This is a genomic window from Streptomyces sp. NPDC030838 (genome assembly GCF_055572035.1).
The window spans coordinates 57,690-77,177 of sequence record NZ_JBVIED010000008.1 but is presented as its reverse complement, the minus strand read 5'-3'; the positions used below and the strand labels follow the sequence as shown (position 1 = coordinate 77,177).

12 protein-coding genes are annotated in these 19,488 nt (G+C 71.2%); 9 read left to right on the top strand and 3 right to left on the bottom strand.

Features of this window, described 5'->3' with window-relative positions; all coding sequences use genetic code 11:
- Position 1 precedes the first annotated feature (1 nt).
- From ACZ42A_RS21460 to ACZ42A_RS21435, 6 genes are all read left to right on the top strand, one after another.
- Positions 2-1,036: an ABC transporter permease gene (locus tag ACZ42A_RS21460; RefSeq protein WP_468528843.1), complete on the top strand. Its 1,035-nt coding sequence runs from the start codon at positions 2-4 to the stop codon at positions 1,034-1,036.
- Positions 1,033-1,968, top strand: a complete 936-nt coding sequence (locus ACZ42A_RS21455) for a carbohydrate ABC transporter permease (protein ID WP_468528842.1) — start codon at positions 1,033-1,035, stop codon at positions 1,966-1,968. The genes ACZ42A_RS21460 and ACZ42A_RS21455 overlap by 4 nt, the downstream gene beginning before the upstream one ends.
- A 109-nt stretch (positions 1,969-2,077) precedes the next feature.
- The gene (locus ACZ42A_RS21450) at positions 2,078-4,294 is read left to right on the top strand and encodes a 1,4-beta-glucanase (protein WP_468528841.1); all 2,217 of its coding nucleotides are present in this window, start codon (positions 2,078-2,080) and stop codon (positions 4,292-4,294) included.
- Positions 4,294-6,267: a beta-galactosidase gene (locus ACZ42A_RS21445; RefSeq protein WP_468528840.1), complete on the top strand. Its 1,974-nt coding sequence runs from the start codon at positions 4,294-4,296 to the stop codon at positions 6,265-6,267. The genes ACZ42A_RS21450 and ACZ42A_RS21445 overlap by 1 nt, the downstream gene beginning before the upstream one ends.
- A complete protein-coding gene (locus ACZ42A_RS21440; protein ID WP_468528839.1) occupies positions 6,264-8,459 on the top strand; it encodes a glycosyl hydrolase family 95 catalytic domain-containing protein in 2,196 nt (731 codons plus the stop codon). The genes ACZ42A_RS21445 and ACZ42A_RS21440 overlap by 4 nt, the downstream gene beginning before the upstream one ends.
- Positions 8,460-8,515: 56 nt before the next feature.
- Positions 8,516-9,229: a glycoside hydrolase family 12 protein gene (locus tag ACZ42A_RS21435; protein ID WP_468528838.1), complete on the top strand. Its 714-nt coding sequence runs from the start codon at positions 8,516-8,518 to the stop codon at positions 9,227-9,229.
- A gap of 34 nt (positions 9,230-9,263) precedes the next feature.
- Here ACZ42A_RS21435 and ACZ42A_RS21430 read toward each other — a convergent pair whose 3' ends face one another.
- On the bottom strand, positions 9,264-10,451 hold the full coding sequence (locus tag ACZ42A_RS21430) for a sulfotransferase family protein (protein WP_468528837.1): 1,188 nt from the start codon (positions 10,449-10,451) through the stop codon (positions 9,264-9,266).
- Between the two features lie 116 nt (positions 10,452-10,567).
- Here ACZ42A_RS21430 and ACZ42A_RS21425 point away from each other — a divergent pair, with 116 nt between their 5' ends.
- Complete coding sequence (locus ACZ42A_RS21425; protein WP_468528836.1) at positions 10,568-12,499, top strand: rhamnogalacturonan lyase; 1,932 nt, start codon at positions 10,568-10,570, stop codon at positions 12,497-12,499.
- A 49-nt stretch (positions 12,500-12,548) separates the two neighbouring features.
- On the opposite strand, the gene ACZ42A_RS21420 is transcribed toward ACZ42A_RS21425, so the two are convergent.
- Both ACZ42A_RS21420 and ACZ42A_RS21415 read right to left on the bottom strand, forming a co-directional pair.
- Complete coding sequence (locus ACZ42A_RS21420) at positions 12,549-14,591, bottom strand: glycoside hydrolase family 31 protein (protein ID WP_468528835.1); 2,043 nt, start codon at positions 14,589-14,591, stop codon at positions 12,549-12,551.
- 75 nt (positions 14,592-14,666) lie between these two features.
- A complete protein-coding gene (locus ACZ42A_RS21415; RefSeq protein WP_468528834.1) occupies positions 14,667-15,680 on the bottom strand; it encodes a LacI family DNA-binding transcriptional regulator in 1,014 nt (337 codons plus the stop codon).
- A gap of 532 nt (positions 15,681-16,212) precedes the next feature.
- Here ACZ42A_RS21415 and ACZ42A_RS21410 point away from each other — a divergent pair.
- Together ACZ42A_RS21410 and dxr are read left to right on the top strand one after the other, a co-directional pair.
- Positions 16,213-18,153 carry an acyl-CoA dehydrogenase family protein gene (locus tag ACZ42A_RS21410; protein WP_468528833.1) on the top strand — a complete coding sequence of 647 codons (1,941 nt, stop codon included), beginning with the start codon at positions 16,213-16,215 and terminating at the stop codon, positions 18,151-18,153.
- A 64-nt stretch (positions 18,154-18,217) separates the two neighbouring features.
- Positions 18,218-19,480 carry a 1-deoxy-D-xylulose-5-phosphate reductoisomerase gene (gene dxr, locus ACZ42A_RS21405; protein WP_468528832.1) on the top strand — a complete coding sequence of 421 codons (1,263 nt, stop codon included), beginning with the start codon at positions 18,218-18,220 and terminating at the stop codon, positions 19,478-19,480.
- Positions 19,481-19,488 lie beyond the last annotated feature (8 nt).

The window sequence follows — 19,488 nt, the reverse complement described above, 5'->3', positions numbered from 1 at the left end:
TGTGTCCCACAGCACGGTGCCTCGGAGCAGGGCCGAGGCCGACACGACGGCGAAGACCCCGGTGGCGTCCAGCGGCGCCACCGGTTCCGCCGACAGATCCTCCACGGGGAAGCTGAGCTTCAGAACCAGGTTCCGGCGTGACCGCCTGCTGCTCCTGATGACCCTGCCGGCGCTTGTGCTGGTCCTGCTCTTCAACTACGTGCCGATCCTCGGCAACGTCGTCGCCTTCCAGGAGTACGACCCCTACATCAGCGAGAACGGGGTCGTGTCCATTCTGAACAGCCCCTGGGTGGGGCTGGAGAACTTCCAGCGGATCTTCGAGGACTCGGCCTTCTGGGCCGCCGTCCGGAACACACTGGTGCTGTTCTTCCTCCAGCTCCTGCTGTTCTTCCCGGTCCCGATCCTGCTCGCTCTGCTCATCAACAGCGTGGTCAGGCCCAGGGTACGGGCGGTCGCGCAGGCGGTTCTGTACCTGCCGCACTTCTTCTCCTGGGTGCTGGTCATCGCCGTGTTCCAGCAGATGTTCGGCGGCGCGGGAATGCTCTCCCAGCTGTTGCGTGAGAACGGCTACAACGGCCTCGACATCATGACCAACCCGGACACCTTCGCCTTCCTGGTCACCGCTCAGACCGTGTGGAAGGACGCCGGGTGGGGGATCATCGTCTTCCTCGCCGCTCTGGCCTCGGTCAGCCCCGACCTGTACGAGGCCGCCGCGATGGACGGCGCCGGGCGCTGGCGCCGTATGTGGCACGTCACCCTGCCCGCGCTGCGGCCGGTGATCGCCCTGCTGCTGGTGCTGCGCGTCGGCGACGCCCTCACCGTCGGCTTCGAACAGATCCTGTTGCAACGCGACTCCGTCGGGCCCGGTGCGGCCGAGGTCCTCGACACCTTCGTGTGGTGGAACGGCGTGCGCAACCAGGACTTCGGCTACGCGGCCGCCGCCGGTCTCGTCAAGGGCGTCGTCAGCATCGGCCTGGTCCTCGCCGCGAACAAGGTGGCCCATCTCATGGGCGAGCAGGGGGTGTACAAGAAGTGACCGCCGTCATCGACAAGCCCGTGAGCAAGCCCCGCCGGTGGCAGGCCCCGCCCCGGCCGGTGTGGGAGGAGACCCCCACCAAGGCAGGACTGGCGAGCAAGGGCCTCGTCCTGGGGATCGCCTGCCTCTCGATCCTCTTCCCGCTGTGGATCGTCGTCGTCACCAGCCTCTCCTCGCGCAAGACCATCGACGAGGCCGGCGGGCTGGTGATGGTGCCCAAGGACATCACCTTCATCGCCTACCAGGAACTGCTCAGCGGCGGCCAGGTCACCCGCGCGACGATCATCAGCATCCTCGTCACCCTGGTCGGCACGCTGTTCTCGATGACGGTGTCCGTCCTGTGCGCCTACGGCCTCTCCCGCACCGGCTCGCTCGGCCACCGCTGGATCCTGATGACGCTGCTGGCGACCATGTTCTTCAGCGCCGGTCTCATTCCGACGTATCTGCTGGTGCAGACGCTCGGGCTGACGGACACGTATCTCGCGCTGATCCTGCCGAGTGCGGTGAGCGTGTTCAACATCCTTGTGCTGCGCGGGTTCTTCATGGGGATCTCGCAGGAGCTCATCGACAGCGCGCGGATCGACGGTGCGGGTGATTTCCGGATTCTCTTGCAGATCGTCATGCCGCTCTCGCGTGCGGTGCTCGCGGTGATCACGCTGTTCTACGCCGTCGGGTACTGGAGCGCCTGGTTCAACGCGTCGCTGTACCTGAACGACCAGGACATGATGCCGTTGCAGAACGTCATGATCCAGCTGGTGCAGAAGCAGGAGGCCCCGGTTGGCCTGGGGCAGGCCATCAAGACCGGGCAACTGTCGGGGCTGGCCGTGCAGATGGCGGTCATGGTGATGGCTCTGCTGCCGGTGGCCGTGCTTTCGCCCTTCGTCCAGAAGCACTTCAAGAAGGGCATGCTCACCGGCGCCATCAAGGGCTGAGCCCGCGCCGCCCGCCGACGCCGCCGTGGCCGGTCTGCTCTGCACAGCGGCCCGCCGCGGCGGCCCCCAACCTCGCCCTCCCCTGAGCCGCACTGAAATGAGGTATGTCATGCACGCGTCTCATCTGAGTAGACGAGTGGTTCTCGCCGGAACCGCGGCCGCCGCCGCGGCCACCGCCCTTCCGTCCCTCGCGGGGCGCGCGGCAGCCGCGGAGCCCACGGCTGCCGCCCAGGCGTACCGCTGGCGCAACGTCGTCATCGGCGGCACCGGATTCATCAGCGGCGTGCTCTTCCACCCCTCCGTACGTGGCCTCGCCTACGCCCGTACCGACATCGGCGGCGCCTACCGCTGGGAGGACCGCCTCGGCCGCTGGACCCCGCTGACCGACCACCTCGGCTGGGACGACTGGAACCTCCTCGGCGTCGAGGCGATGGCCGTCGACCCCGCCCACCCGAACCGGCTCTACCTCGCCCTCGGCACCTACACCCAGTCCTGGGCGGGCAACGGTGCCGTGCTGCGGTCCGAGGACCGCGGTGCCACCTGGAAGCGCACCGACCTCACCGTGAAGCTCGGCGCCAACGAGGACGGGCGCGGCTGCGGCGAGCGGCTGCTCGTCGACCCGCGCGACAGCGACACCCTGTGGCTGGGCACCCGGCACGACGGGCTGTTCAAGTCCACGGACCGGGGGGCCTCCTGGCAGGCCGTGAGCTTCCCGGCGACTCCCAGCGTCACCGGGCAGGGCATTACTCTCCTCGTCGCCGCCGGCCGCACGGTCTACGCCGGGTGGGGTGACGGCGACGGCACCTCCCCGAACCTCTACCGCACGGCGGCCGACGGCACCACCTGGGAAGCCGTCCAAGGTCAGCCCACCGGCACCGCCGCCAAGGTGCCGATCCGCGCCGCGTACGACCGGTACACCCGCGAGCTGTACGTGACGTACGCCGACGCACCCGGGCCCAACGGCCAGTCGCACGGCAGTGTGCACAAGCTCTGCACCGCGAACGGCAAGTGGACCGAGGTCACCCCCGTGAAGCCGGGCGGCACCGCGCCCGACGGCTCCGCCGACACCTTCGGATACGGCGGCGTGGCCGTCGACGCCCGCCGTCCCGGCACGGTCGTCGTCTCCACCAACAACCGCTGGGCCGCGATCGACACCGTCTTCCGCTCCACCGACGGCGGCCGCACCTGGACGTCCCTGAAGGACACGGCCGTCTTCGACGTCTCCGAGACCCCGTACCTCAAGTGGGGCGGGGACAAGCCCAAGTTCGGCTGGTGGATCCAGGCCCTCGCGCTCGACCCGTTCGACTCCCGGCACGTCGTCTATGGCACGGGCGCGACCCTCTACGGCACGCGGGACCTGAAGAACTGGGCCCCGCAGATCCGCGGGCTGGAGGAGACGGCCGTGCGCCATCTGATCTCGCCCCCGGTCGGAGAGGCGCACCTGATCAGCGGTCTCGGGGACATCGGCGTGATGTACCACGAGCGGCTCACTGCGTCTCCGTCGCGCGGCATGGCGGCGAACCCCGTGTTCGGGTCGGCGACGGGACTCGCGCAGGCCGCGGCCAAGCCGTCGTACGTGGTCCGCGCGGGCTGGGGCGACCACGGCAACGGCGCCTACTCCAACGACGGCGGGCAGACCTGGGCGCCCTTCAAGGCCCAGCCCGACATCGCCAAGACCGCACCGGGACCGATCGCCACCAACACCGACGGCAGCGTCCTGCTGTGGTCCTTCGTGCACTGGGACGGCACGAAGTACGCGGCTCACCGCTCGGTGGACAACGGCGCCACCTGGTCCGAGGTGACCTCCTTCCCGAAGGGCGCCACGCCGGTCGCCGACCCGGCCGACCCGACGTGCTTCTACACCTACGACACCGACACGGGCACGCTCTACGCCAGCCCGGACAACGGCGCGACGTTCACCGCGCGGGCGACCGGGCTGCCCTCCGGAGACAGTCAGTTCGAGCTCGTCGCGGCGCCCGGGCGCTCCGGTGACCTGTGGCTGAGCGTGAAGGGGAACGGGCTGTACCGGTCCACCGACGGCGGGGCGGGCTTCACGAAGGTCACCAGCTGCTCGGCGTCCCACACGCTCGGCTTCGGCAAGGCCGCCGACGGCGCCGGCTACCCCGCGATCTACATGGTCGGCTCCACCGGGACCATCACCGCCGTTTATCGCTCCGACGACGAGGCCAAGACCTGGGTGCGGATCAACGACGACCAGCACCAGTGGGGCTGGACCGGCGAGACGATCACCGGCGACCCGCGTGTCTACGGCCGCGTCTACCTCGGCACCAACGGGCGGGGTGTGCAGTACGGGGAGCCGGCCTGATGCCGAGCATGAGCGACGCCACCCGAGGCCGCGTTCTCTTCGGCGGCGACTACAACCCCGAGCAGTGGCCCGAACAGACCTGGCACGAGGACGTCAGACTGATGAAGGAGGCTGGGGTCAACTCGGTGACCCTCGGTGTTTTCTCCTGGGCGAAGCTCGAACCCAGCCCGGGCGAACGCAACTTCGGCTGGCTGGACCGGCTGATGGACCTGATGCACGACAACGGCATCGGGGTCGTCCTCGCCACGCCCACCTCCTCACCCCCGCCCTGGATGGGCCGACTGCACCCCGAGACGCTCCCGCGCGACGAGGACGGCCGGACCGAGTGGTGGGGATCCCGCCAGCACTTCTCCCACTCCAGCGCGACCTACCGCCGGTACGCCGCCGCCATCACCGAGGACCTCGCCGCCCGCTACGGCAGCCACCCGGCCCTCAGGATGTGGCACATCAACAACGAGTACTGCACCTACGACTGGGGCGACGAGGCCGAGGCCGCCTTCCGTCGCTGGCTCCAGGACAGGTACGGCACCCTCGACGCCCTCAACAAGGCCTGGGGAACGGCGTTTTGGAGTCAGGGGTACGGCGACTGGCGCGAGGTCCTGCCGCCGCGCCGGGCGCACTACATGAAGAACCCCACGCAGGTACTGGACTTCAAACGGTTCACCTCCGACATGCTCCTCGAGTGCTACCTCGCCGAGCGCGACATCGTCGCCCGGCACACCCCGCACATCCCGGTGACCACCAACTTCATGGCCGTGTGGCAGGGGCTGGACGCCTGGGCCTGGGGCGAGCGGGAGGACGTCGTCTCGATCGACGTCTATCCGGATCCGCGGGATCCGTTCGGCGGGCAGTTCGGGGCGCTCGTGCACGACATGACCCGCTCGCAGGCCCGCGGCGGTCCCTGGATGGTCATGGAGCAGGCGGCCGGACCGGTCAACTGGCGCGGGGTCAACCACCCCAAGCCGGCCGGCCTCAACCGCCTCTGGTCCCTCCAGGCCGTGGCCCGCGGCGCCGACGCCGTCTGCTACTTCCAGTGGCGGCAGTCCCGGCAGGGCTCGGAGAAGTTCCACTCCGGGATGGTCAGCCACGCGGGGGAGCAGGGCCGCACCTTCCAGGAGGTCAAGCGGATCGGCGCTGAACTCGCCCTGCTGAGCGAGAAGGTGACGGACTCTCGGGTCCAGGCCGCCGAGGTCGCCGTACTCCTCGACTGGAACGCCTGGTGGGCGAGCCAGCAGGACGGTCGGCTCTCCACCGAGGCCGACTACCCGCAGGTCGTCCGCGCCTGGCACCGCGCCCTGTGGGAGGCGCACACCACCGTCGACTTCGCCCACCCCGAGCACGATCTGTCCGCGTACAAGCTGGTCGTCGTCCCGCAGCTGTATCTGATGACAGACGCGGCCATCGACCACCTCGTCGCCTATGTCGAGGGCGGCGGCACCGTCGTCGCCGGCTTCCAGACCGGCGTCGCGGACGAGGACGACCGGGTGCGCCCGGGTGGCATGGACGCCCGCCTCCGCGAGCTGTTCGGCATCCGGGTGCTGCACGAGTGGTGGCCGCTGGACGCGGGGGAGAGCGTCGAGTGCGACGGCTTCCGCGGAACGCTGTGGTCGGAGGAGATCGAGGCCGCGGACGACGTCACCGAGGCCGTCCGCTACAAGGGCGGCGAGCTGGACGGGCTGCCCGCGCTCCTGCGCAAGGGCCGCGCCTGGTACGTCTCCACGCTCCCCGAGCCGGACGCCCTGCGCGGACTGCTGTCCCGCGTGGCCGCGGAGGCCGGGGTCCGCCCGGTCCTCGACGGGCTTCCGGACAGGGTCGAGGCGGTGCGCCGCGGTGAGCTGCTGTTCGTGCTCAACCACGGCCGCGAGCCGGTCACCGTGCCCGTGCCGGGCCGTCACCGCGATCTGCTCACCGGTACGACGGTGACGGACGAGGTGCGGCTCGACCGCTACGGCGTGGTGGTGCTGCGGCCATGAGCGGGACGCCCGTGCACGGCACCTGGGAGCCCCGGCCCGCCGGACGCTGGGAGGACGCCTTCCTGAGCGGCAACGGCCGCCATGGCGCCCTTGTGTTCGGTGACCCGTACGACGACCGTGTCATCGTCACCCATCACGCCCTCGTCCGCCCGAACGGCGACGACCGCTACCGCCGCCCGCCCCAGCTCGCCGCCGCCCTCCCCGCCCTCCAGGACCGCCTGCTCGCGGGCGACCTCACCGCCGCCGAGACCTTCACCGACGGCCGCCCGCTGCAATGGGTGCGCCCCTTCCACCCCGCCTTCCAGACCCGCCTGCGCCGCACGAGCGACGCCGACGGCCCCTACCGGCGGTCGGTCGACTTCACCACCGGCGAGGTCACCGCCGTCCACGGTGAATGGACCAGCAGCGTCTTCGTCTCCCGCGCCGACGACGTGATCGTCCAGCGGGTCACCGCCCCCGGCCTCACCCTCGACCTCTGCCTCGACCCGCGCCTCCCCGGAGCCCCGCACGGGCTCGGCGTCGGGGAGGGAGCCGTCCTCACCGCCGAGGGCGCCCTGCTCAGCCTGCGCGTCCGCTACCCGGACAGCGATCTCGCGTACACCGGCGTCACCCTGGCCGTCGTCGAGGGCGGTACGACGAGACTGGCACCGCCGGGCGCGCGGATCGAGGGCGCGACGGCGGTCCTGCTCCTCACCCGGGTGCGCCGCCACACCGGCGAACTGGACGTGGTCGCCGAGGGCCGCGCCCTGCGCGAACTGCTCACCGGTACGTCGTACGACGACCTCCTCGCCCGGCACACCGCCCTTCACCGCACGGCCTACACCCGCGTCACCCTCGACCTCGCCGCCGACCCGGCCGAGCGCGCCCTGCCCGGCTCCGAACTGCTGAGACGCCACCGGAGCCCGGCCCTCCTGGAGCGCCTGTTCGCCGCCGGCCGCTACCACCTGCTGTCCGCCGGCGGCATGCTCCCGCCCCGCCTCGTGGGCCTGTGGACCGGCGACTGGAACACCGCCTGGTCCGGCGCGTTCACCAACGACGCCAACCTCAACCTCCAGACCGCCTCCGCCGCGGCCGGCGCCCTGCCCGAGGTGACCGAGGCGCACGCCGCCCTGGTGCACGGGCAGCTCGCCGACTGGCGGGACAACGCCCGCGCCGTCTTCGGCACCCGCGGCGTCGTCGCGCCCGCCCACACCGACGGCGAGTCCGGGCACTCCTACCATTTCAGCCGCGAATACCCCCTGCATCTGTGGACCGCCGGCGCCGACTGGCTGCTCAAGCCGCTCGTCGACCACGACGAGACCCACGGCACCCGCGACCCGCGCACCGCCGCCGCGCTCGCCGAAGTCGCCCTGTTCTACGAGGACTTCCTCACCCGCACCGACACCGACGGCACCCTGGTGATCGTCCCCTCCTACTCGCCGGAGAACCGCCCCGCGAACGCGAGCTGGGGCACGCTCAACGCGGCCATGGATCTCTCCGCGGCCCGGCACGCCCTGCTGACCGCCGCCGCCTACCACCCCGAGCACGCCGACCGCTGGCGTGCCCTCGCCGACCGGCTCCCGCCGCACCGGATCAACGCGGACGGCGCCCTCGCCGAATGGGCCTGGCCCGGCCTGGAGGACTCCTACGACCACCGCCACCTCAGCCACCTCTACGGCGTGTGGCCGCTGGACGAGATCAACCCCTACGACACCCCCGACCTGGCCCGAGCCGCCCACCGGGCGCTCGAACTGCGCGGCGCCGAGAACGACTCCGCGCACGGCCATCTGCACCACGCCCTGATCGCCGCCCGCCTCCGCGACGGCGACCGGGTCGCGCACGCGCTCGCCCAGGTGCTGGCGGGCGACTTCTTCCACGCCTCCCTGATGAGCGCGCACTACCCGAAGCGCGACGTCTACAACGCGGACGCCGCGCACACCCTGCCCGCCGTACTGATCGAGATGCTGGTGCACTCGACCACGGACCGGCTCGTCCTGCTCCCCGCCCTCCCGGACCGGCTCCCGGAGGGCGAACTGCGGGGCGTGCGCACCCGGTTCGGCGCCGAGGTCGACCTCGCCTGGAGCCGCGCGAGGACGACCGCGGTCGTACGGCCCTCCCGCACCACCCGCGTGGAACTCAGGACCCCCTCCGGCGCCGAGCCGCTCGACCTGGTCGCCGGAGAGGACCGCGTCCTCGATCTGGGGACGTGGTAACCCCCGCACATCCTCGGAAGTTCACGGAATTCCCCCCACCCATGGAAGGGACACCCATGGCAACACGCGCACTCTCCAGGATCACCAAGGCCCTGCTGGCCCCCGCCCTGGCGCTCGGCGCCACCGTCGGCCTCGCCTCCGCCCCCGCCCACGCCGCCGTTTGGAGCTCCTGCGACCAGTGGGGCAACACCAGCCTGAACGGCTACACGCTCTACAACAACATCTGGGGCTCCGGCGCCGGCAGCCAGTGCGTCTGGGCCAACTCCGGCACCAACTGGGGCGTCTGGGCCAACCACCCCAACACCGGCGGCATCAAGTCGTACCCCAACTCCAAGAAGGTGATCAACAAGCCGATCACCTCCATCGGCTCGCTCACCAGCAGCTACAACGTCACCGTCCCGTCGTCCGGCGCGTACAACACGTCGTACGACATCTGGGACACCGACTACGACTACGAGATCATGCTCTGGGTCAACTACAACGGCGCCGTCGGTCCGCTCGGCACCTCCCAGGGCAGCGTCACCCTCGGCGGCCACACCTGGAACGTCTACAAGGGCAGCAACGGCCACAACGAGGTCTTCTCGTTCCTGCGCACCTCGGACTCGAACTCCGGCACGGTCAACATCCTGCCGATCCTGAAGTGGATCAAGGACACCAAGGGCTGGATGGGCAACGAGACCATCGGCGACGTCCAGTTCGGCTACGAGATCACCTCGTCCTCCGGCGGCCTGGACTTCGTCACCAACAACCTGACCGTCAGCAGCAGCTGACCTCCCCGTGAGCGGGCCGGGGCCGGCCGTGCCGTCAGGCGCGGTCGACCTCGGCCCGCAGCGCGTCGTACTCCGCGAACGCCGCTTCCACATCCGCCCGGGTCAGGCCGTAGCGGGCGAGGTCGTACCGGTGCGGACGTGACCCCCTGGGCCGCGCGGCCACCCGCGGCAGCCGGGCCGCGTCGGCGTCGGTCCAGCGGGCGCCGACGGCGTCGTAGAGCTTCGGGGCGCCCGCGGCCGGATCGGTGCCGAGCCAGGAGTACGGCACGTCCACCAGGCGCTCCGCGGGGATCGCGGCGCGGGCGGCGAGCGCCCGGCTCATGGCCCGGCTCAGCAACTCCAGCCAGGTCGCGCCGATGCCGTGCGGGTCGACCGGGCGGACGCTGACGGCCATGCCGTGCTCGATCAGACTGCAGAACGAGGCGACGACGGTGACCGGGTCGCGGTGCGTCCACACGATCGTGGCGTCCGGGAAGACCGTGCGCAGCGCGTCCAGGTGCTCCAGGTGCATGGGCGACTTCAGCATCCAGCGGCGGCGCGGACGGCCGTACTGGAGGACCTGGTAGACCTGCTTGAGATGGCGGTAGTCGGGGACGAAGTCCCGTGCCTGGTGCCACGCCTGGTACTCCGGTATGCGGGCCTGCGACAGCGGCATCAGGGCGTGCGGCAGGGCGAAGGTGCACTCCTCGGGGCCCTCGGCGGCCATGGGGTGGATGTCCCGGAAGCGCGGGGCGAACAGGTCGGTGCCCCGCACCATCCGGCGGCCCGCGGCAAGGGCCGCGCGCCGCTCCGAGGGCGTCGCGTGCAGGCCCGGCGTGAGCAGTTCCCACAGCAGGGGACATCGGTGCCGCTCGGACAGGGACAGCACCCCGTGGGTGAGCGTGGTCGCCGTACGCGGCAGGCCCACCACGAACACCGGCCGCTCGATCGGCTCCCGTTCGATCTCCGGCCGCTCGGCGATCAGCCGCCGGATCCGGGCCCGGTTGGCCAGGTGCCGGCGTACATGCGCCTGGGCCGCCTGCCAGCCGACCGGGGTGACGTTCTCCGCCGCGGCCCACCAGCGCAGCAGCAGGCGGAAGCCGTCGGTGAACTCGTCGTCGCCGGGCGCCTGACCGGTCCCGGCCAGGATCCGGTCGAAGACCCGGTCGGGGTCGCGCCGGGAGCCGAACGCGGGCCGCAGCGCCAGGTTGGCGAGGGTGAGGGGGAGGGGGGTGGTAGTCAAGGGTGATGTTCCTCTCGTGAGACAACTGGTCCTGTCTGTAAGCGAGTTGACCCGGCAACCTTCTCCTGTCCGGTGGCGACACGGGAACACAACCGTTCCCGACGGACGAGGTTCTGATGATCGGATCGAGCCGCACCTCGCACCACCGCCGCCCCGCCCGGCTGCTCGCCGGAACGCTCGCCGCCCTGCTGGCGGGCGGCGCGGGCGGCCTGGCGCTGTACCAGTCGGCCGGAGCCGCCGAGCCGACGGTCCCGGCGCCCGCCAACAGAGCCGCCACCGCGCTGGCCGCCGCCCGCGTCGCCGAGAAGCTGGACCGGGGCCCGGTCGCCGTGCCCGCCTCCGGAGGTGTCCTGGTCACCTGGCGGATGCTCGGCGACGACCCGGAGAACGTCACCTTCCGGCTCTACCGCAACGGCACCCTCATCCAGGAGACCGCCAGGACCAGCCACCTGGACACCGGCGGCTCCTCGACCGCCACCTACGAGGTGCGGGCCGTCGTGGGCGGCACCGAGACCCCGGGCGGCACCGCCCGCGTCTGGGCGAACGGACGCCTCGACATCCCGCTCCAGAAGCCCCCGGGCGGCACCACCCGCGACGGCGTCGCCTACACCTACTCCGCCAACGACGCGAGCGTCGGCGACCTCGACGGCGACGGCCAGTACGAGCTGGTCCTGAAGTGGGTGCCCTCCAACGCCACCGACGTGGCCAACTCCGGCACCTGCACCGGCCCGACGATCTTCGACGCCTACGAGCTGAACGGCACCCGCCTGTGGCGGATCAACCTCGGCACCAACGTCCGCAGCGGCTCGCACTACGACTCGTTCCAGGTCTACGACTACGACGGGGACGGCAAGGCCGAGATGGCGGTCCGCACCTCCGACGGCTCCCGCGACTCCGCGGGCACCGTCATCGGCGACCCGAACGCCTCCCACCTCGCCGCCAACTGCGCCGTCATCAGCGGCCCGGAGTACCTGTCGATCTTCAACGGGCAGACCGGCCGCGTCATGGACTCCGTCCCCTTCCAGCCCGCCCGCGGCTCGGTCGCCGACTGGGGCGACACCTGGGGCAACCGCGAGGGCCGCCTGCTGTCGGCCACCGCCTACGTCAGCGGCACCCGGCCGAGCATGATCTTCAGCCGGGGCATCTACGAGCGCATCGCGATCGCCGCCTACGACTGGAACGGCACCGACCTCACCCGCCGCTGGACGTTCGACACCAACTCCTCCACCAACTACGGCAAGGGCTTCGACCAGCAGGGCAACCACAACCTCGCGGTCGCCGACGTCGACGCCGACGGCAAGGACGAGATCCTGTACGGCGCCATGGCCGTCGACGACAACGGCAGCGGGCTGTGGACCACGCGGCTCGGGCACGGCGACGCCCTGCACGTCGGCGACCTCGACCCGACACGGCCTGGCCTGGAGTCGTTCAACGTCCACGAGAGCACGAGCGCCGCGTACGGCTACGAGATGCACGACGCCCGCACCGGCCAGGTCCTGTGGGGCCTGCGGACCGGCAGCGACGTCGGCCGCGGTCTGTGCGCCGACCTCACCCGCGACCACGCGGGCGCCGAGTGCTGGTCCAGCGCCGGCGGCCTCTACACCGCCACGGGCACGAAGATCAGCGACGGGGTGCCGACCTTCAGCGGGGGAGCCTCGTACAACTCGGCGATCTGGTGGGACGGCGACGCCCACCGCGAACTGCTCGACCACCGCTGGTCCGGCACCTCCGGCACCGGGTACGGGCAGATCCTCAAGTACACGGGCGGCACAGAGCTGAGCCGCATCTGGTACGACCAGGCCGCCCAGTCCAACAACTGGACCAAGGGCAACCCCGCGCTCTCCGCCGACCTCCTCGGCGACTGGCGCGAGGAGATGATCTGGCGCAACGCCGACTCCACCGCCCTGCGGCTGTACACGACCCCGCACCCGACCGACTTCCGCCTCCCCACCCTGATGAGCGACCCGGTCTACCGCCTCGGCATCGCCTGGCAGAACACCGGATACAACCAGCCCCCGCAGGTCAGCTACTACCTCGGGACCCGATGAGCGGGCGGGGGCGCCCGGTCCCCTCTCCGGGCGCCCCCCCACGACGCGGCTACTCCGCGACGGGCAGCCGCGCCCCGTCCCGCAGGAACAGCGGGATGCGGTCCAGCGGGGCGTCGACCGTCACGGCCGTACCGCCCTCGTACGTCTCACCGGTCCACGCGTCCGTCCAGCGCGCGCCCGCCGGGAGATACGTCGTGCGGGCCGTGGCACCCGCGGTCAGCACCGGGGCGACCAGCAGATCCCGGCCGAAGAGGTAGGCGTCGTCCACCGACCAGGCCGCCTGGTCCTCGGGGAACTCCAGGAACAGCGGCCGCATCACCGGCAGGCCCTCCTCGTGGGCCTCGCGCATGACCTGAAGGACGTACGGCTTCAGCCGCTCGCGCAGCCGCAGGTACCGCTCCATGATCGCGCCGGCCTCCTCGCCGTACGACCACACCTCGTTCGGGCCGCCGGTCATCTCCGGGCCCAGGGGCATGCCCGGGTCGCGGAAGCCGTGCAGGCGCATCAGCGGGGAGAGCGCGCCGAACTGGAACCAGCGGACCATCACCTCCCGGTACGCCTCGTCGTCCGGGTCGCCGCCGTGAAAGCCGCCGATGTCGGTGTTCCACCAGGGGATGCCGGACAGGGCGGTGTTGAGACCGGCCGCGATCTGGCGGCGCAGGGTCGCGAAGTCGGTGCCGATGTCACCGGACCACAGGGCCGCGCCATAGCGCTGGCTGCCCGCCCACGCCGAGCGGTTGAGGGTGATGATGTCCGACTCGCCCTCCGAGAGAAGCCCCTCGTGGAACGTGCGGGCGTTCTCCGCCGGGTAGAGGTTGCCGACCTCCAGGCCCGGACCCGCCCAGTAGCGCAGGTTCTCCTGGAAGCCCGGCTTCAGCTCCGGCTCGCACGCGTCCAGCCAGAACGCCGTGATGCCGTACGGGACCAGGTAGTTGTCGCGGACACGGGACCAGACGAACTCCCGGGCCTCGGGGTTGGTCGCGTCGTAGAAGGCCACCTGGACCGTCGACGCGACCTCCTTGTCCGGCCAGTCGGCGTGCGCCATCGGACCGTACTGGGTGCCGATGAAATAGCCGCGCTGCTCCATGAGGGAGTGGTTCTCGCTCAGCGGGGACACCGACGGCCAGACGGAGACGACCAGCTTGACGCCCAGCTCGTCCAGCTCGCGGACCATCGCCGCCGGGTCCGGCCACTCCTTCGGGTCGAACTTCCACTCGCCGAGGTGCGTCCAGTGGAAGAAGTCGCAGACGATCACGTCGAGGGGCAGCTCGCGGCGCTTGTACTCCCGGGCGACGGCGAGGAGTTCGTCCTGCGTGCGATAGCGCAGCTTGCACTGCCAGAAGCCCGCCGCCCACTCCGGCAGCATCGGCGTACGGCCCGTCACCGCGCTGTAGCGGCGCTGGCCGTCGGCCGGGGTGCCCGCGGTGATCCAGTAGTCGATCTGGCGGGCCGAGTCGGCCACCCAGCGGGTGCCGTTGTGCGCCAGCTCCACCCGGCCGATCGCCGGGTTGTTCCACAGCAGGGTGTAGCCGCGGCTGGAGACGACGACCGGGATGCCGACCTCGGCGTTGCGCTGGACCAGGTCCAGGACCAGGCCCTTCTGGTCCAGCCGGCCGTGCTGGTGCTGGCCGAGGCCGTACAGCTTCTCGTCGTCGTAGGCGGCGAAGCGCTGCTCGAGGCGGTGGTAGCCGTTGCCGACGGCGGTGTACAGCCGCGGGCCCGGCCACCAGAAGTGGGCGCGCTCCTCGGCGAGGATCTCGCCGCCGTCGGCGGTGCGCAGGAAACGGATCAGACCCTCGGCGTTCACCCGCACGGTCAGCGCGCCGACCGTGAGCTGTCCCTCTCCGTCGCCGATCTTCACGGTGCTCTCGGTGGGCGGGGCCTCGGCGAGCAGGGCGCCCGGCAGGCCGTCGAGGACCGGGCCGCCCAGCCGGGCCCGGACCCGGACCGCGTCCGGGCCCCACGGCTCGATCCGCAGCGTCTCCTGACGGCCGCTCCACTCCAGCGCGCCGTCCCGCTCCCGGAACGTGCCGACGGTGGGGGAGGACTGCGCGAGGCTGACCTTGGGCTGGATTTCGGCAGGCTGAATCACGTGGCGTGCTCCTGAAGACATGGGGATGCCCAGCGAAGGGGTGAGGAGAGGGGAGTGCCCGTCAGGACAGGACCGTCAGGACGCGGCGGGCGCCGGTCCCGTGCTCGCGCGGACCGTCAGCTCGGGCGCGATCAGCACGACCTCGTCGCTGCCGCGCCCGTCCAGCTTGGCGACCAGGTGCTCCACGGCGTACCGGCCCATCTCCTGGGCCGGGATGGCGACCGAGGTCAGCCGCACCGAGGCCTGGACGGCGACCTGGTCCGGGCAGATCGCCACCACCGAGACGTCCTCCGGAACGGCCCGGCCCTGCTGGCGCAGCAGCGCGAGCAGCGGCTCGACCGCCGACTCGTTCTGCACCACGAACCCGGTGGTCGCCGGACGCTCGTCGAAGACCCGGGCGAGCGTCGCCGCCATCGCGTCGTACCCGCCCTCGCAGGGGCGGTGCAGCACCCGCAGCCCCAGCTCGCGGGCGCGGGCCCGCAGTCCGTCGAGGGTGCGCTCGGCGAAGCCGGTGTGCCGTTCGTAGACCGCCGGGGCCTCGCCGATGACAGCGATGTCGCGGTGGCCGAGCGACGCCAGATGTTCCACGCACAGCGCGCCGGTCGCCGTGAAGTCGAGGTCCACGCAGGTCAAGCCGGTCGTGTCGGCGGGCAGTCCGATCAGCACGGACGGCTGGCCGGCGCCCCGCAGCAGTGGCAGGCGCTCGTCCTCCAGCTCGACGTCCATCAGGATCATGGCGTCGGCGAGCCCGCTGCCGGTGACCCGGCGCACCGCGTCGGGTCCCTCCTCGCCGGTGAGCAGCAGGACGTCGTAACCGTGGGTGCGGGCGGTGGTGGCCACCGCGATGGCGATCTCCATCATCACCGGCACGTACATGTCGGTGCGCAGCGGGATCATCAGCGCGATGATGTTCGACCGGTTGCTGGCCAGGGCGCGGGCGCCGGCGTTCGGGTGGTACCCCAGCTCCCGGATGCTCTGCTCGACCCGCTGCCGGGTGGTCGCGGAGATGGACCGCTTGCCGCTGAGGACATAGCTCACCGTGCTCGCCGAGACTCCGGCGTGCTGGGCGACCTCGGCGAGGGTGACCATCCGCTCTCCAAGCTTTGTGAAGCGCTTCGACAGTGCGCATTGCGAACAACGGCGGGTGAGGGTGGTTCGACAGTAGCCCCAGCGCGGGTGGGTGTCCATAGGTTGTCGAAGCGCTTCGACAGCTTTCTGTCCGGCAATCTTCTCGCGGCCGGTGGCGACCAGGGGGCGTAGGTGAACAGTCCCCTCGGAAGGACCCCCGATGCAACACCGCAGACCGCGCCTGTCCAAGAAGGCGAAGACACTCGTCGCCACCACGGTCGCCCTGGCCGCCGCCGCGGGCGTCACGGTCGCGCAGGCCGGCCAGGACGCCAAGAAGTGTGCTGAGCAACGACCAGTACGTCTCCGGCATCGAGGTGGGCACCGAGGTCTTCACGGGCACGGGACGGCTGAACACGAAGAAGTACTCCGTCCGCATCGGCTGAACGGCCGCGCGAAGGGTGGTGGGACGGTCCGTTATCGGGTACATACGATCGCGTAGCACCCGTCGGTAACCAATTGGACCTTGATCCCGATTCGCGGCGAGGTGAGCCTCATGTCCGCCACTCCCACCACCCGACCCGTCGTCACCGAACGTGAGGCCCGCCAGGTGGCGGAGGCGGCCCGGGAACAGCACTGGCGCAAGCCCAGCTTCGCCAAGGAACTGTTCCTCGGCCGTTTCCGCCTCGACCTCATCCACCCCCACCCGCTCCCGGCCGACGAGGACGTCCGCCGCGGCGAGGACTTCCTGGCGAAGCTGCGCGCGTTCTGCGAGACCGAGATCGACTCGGCCCGCATCGAACGCGAGGCGCGCATCCCCGACGAGACCATCAACGGGCTCAAGGAAATCGGCGCCCTCGGCATGAAGATCGACCCCAAGTACGGGGGGCTCGGGCTCACCCAGGTCTACTACAACAAGGCCCTCGCCCTGGCCGGCTCCGCCAGCCCCGCGGTCGGCGCCCTGCTGAGCGCCCATCAGTCCATCGGTGTCCCGCAGCCGCTGAAGCTCTTCGGCACGCAGGAGCAGAAGGACGCCTTCCTGCCGCGCTGCGCCCGCACCGACATCTCCGCTTTCCTGCTCACCGAACCGGACGTCGGCTCCGACCCGGCACGCCTCGCCACCACCGCGGTCCCCGACGGCGACGACTACGTCCTCGACGGGGTGAAACTGTGGACCACCAACGGGGTGGTCGCCGACCTGCTCGTCGTGATGGCGCGCGTCCCGAAGTCCGAGGGCCACAAGGGCGGCATCACCGCGTTCGTCGTCGAGACCTCCTCGCCGGGCGTCACCGTCGAGAACCGCAACGCCTTCATGGGCCTGCGCGGCCTCGAGAACGGCGTCACCCGCTTCCAGGGCGTCCGGGTCCCCGCCGCGAACCGCATCGGCCCCGAGGGCGCGGGCCTGAAGATCGCCCTGACCACCCTGAACACCGGCCGCCTCTCCCTGCCCGCCATGTGCGTCGGCGCCGGCAAGTGGTGCCTGAAGATCGCCCGGGAGTGGTCCGGGGTGCGCGAGCAGTGGGGCAAGCCGGTCGCGCTGCACGAGGCGGTCGGCTCGAAGATCGCCTTCATCGCGGCGACGACGTTCGCCCTGGAGGCCGTCCTGGACCTGTCGTCCCAGATGGCCGACGAGGACCGCAACGACATCCGCATCGAGGCCGCCCTCGCCAAGCTCTACGGCTCCGAGATGGCCTGGCTCATGGCCGACGAACTCGTCCAGATCCGCGGCGGCCGGGGCTTCGAGACCGCCGAGTCGCTCAGGGCGCGCGGCGAGCGGGCGGTCCCGGCCGAGCAGATCCTGCGCGACCTGCGCATCAACCGCATCTTCGAGGGCTCGACGGAGATCATGCACCTCCTCATCGCCCGCGAGGCGGTCGACGCCCACCTCTCCGTCGCGGGTGACCTCATCGACCCCGACAAGTCCCTCCAGGACAAGGCGAAGGCGGGCGCGCAGGCGGGCGTCTTCTACGCCAAGTGGCTCCCGAAGCTGATCGCGGGCCCCGGCCAGCTTCCGCGCTCCTACGCCGAGTTCCGGCACGGCGGCGTCGACCTCTCCCCGCACCTGCGCTACGTCGAGCGCACCGCCCGCAAGCTCGCCCGCTCCACCTTCTACGCCATGTCCCGCTGGCAGGGCCGGATGGAGACCAAGCAGGGCTTCCTCGGCCGGATCGTCGACATCGGCGCCGAACTCTTCGCCATGAGCGCCGCCTGCGTCCGCGCCGAGCTGCTGCGCAACCGGAACGACCACGGCCGCGAGGCCTACCAGCTCGCCGACGCCTTCTGCCACCAGGCCCGGCTCCGCGTCGACGCCCTCTTCACGCGCCTGTGGTCCAACACGGACGACCTGGACCGCAAGGTGGTGAAGGGCGTCCTGGCGGGTGCGTACGAGTGGCTGGAGTCGGGCATCGTCGACCCCTCCGACGACGGCCCGTGGATCGCCGACACCCACACCCCCGACACACCCCGTCCCGACGTACGCCGGATCATCCCCGAGTGACGGACGACACCCGCGTGAGGGACGCGCTGTCCTCGCGGCCCGGCCTTACCGCAAGAATGGAGGCATGAGCGACAGTCCATCCCCCCGCGCCCTCGCCGACCCGCACCTCGTCTACGACCCGGTGACGGCCGACGGACCGAAGGACGTGGTGATCCTCGGCTCCACCGGGTCGATCGGCACCCAGGCCATCGATCTCGTGCTGCGCAACCCGGACCGCTTCCGGGTGACCGGCCTGTCCGCCAACGGCGGACGGGTCGCCCTCCTCGCCGAGCAGGCCCGGCTGCTGCGGGTCCGGACGGTGGCGGTGGCCCGCGAGGATGTCGTACCGGCGCTGCGCGAGGCCCTGAGCGCCGAGTACGGCCCGGGGGAGCCGCTGCCCGAGATCCTGGCCGGACCGGACGCGGCCACCCAGCTCGCCGGCTCCGACTGCCACACCGTGCTGAACGGCATCACCGGCTCCATCGGTCTCGCCCCGACCCTCGCCGCCCTGGAGGCGGGCCGCACCCTCGCGCTCGCCAACAAGGAGTCGCTCATCGTCGGCGGCCCGCTGGTCAAGGCGCTCGCCAAGCCGGGGCAGATCATCCCGGTCGACTCCGAGCACGCCGCGCTCTTCCAGGCGCTGGCGGCAGGCACCCGAGCGGATGTCCGGAAGCTCGTCGTCACCGCCTCCGGCGGACCCTTCCGCGGCCGGACCAGGGAGGAGCTGGCCTCCGTCACCGTCGAGGACGCCCTCGCCCACCCCACCTGGGCGATGGGCCCCGTGATCACCATCAACTCCGCGACGCTCGTCAACAAGGGCCTGGAGGTCATCGAGGCGCACCTGCTGTACGACATTCCCTTCGACCGCATTGAGGTCGTCGTGCACCCGCAGTCGTATGTCCACTCGATGGTGGAGTTCACGGACGGATCGACGCTCGCCCAGGCGACGCCCCCCGACATGCGGGGCCCGATCGCCATCGGTCTCGGCTGGCCGGAGCGGGTCCCGGACGCGGCCCCGGCCTTCGACTGGAGCAAGGCCTCGACCTGGGAGTTCTTCCCGCTCGACAACGAGGCCTTCCCCTCGGTGAACCTCGCCCGGCACGTCGGTGAGCTCGCGGGCACCGCCCCGGCGGTGTTCAATGCGGCCAACGAGGAGTGCGTGGAGGCGTTCCGCGGCGGCGCGCTGCCGTTCAACGGGATCATCGAGACCGTGACCCGGGTCGTCGAGGAGCACGGCACCCCGCGCACGGGAACCTCGCTCACCGTGGCGGACGTCCTCGAAGCGGAGACCTGGGCGCGCACCCGGGCCCGGGAACTGACGGCGATGACGGCGGAGGCCCGTGCATGACGACCCTG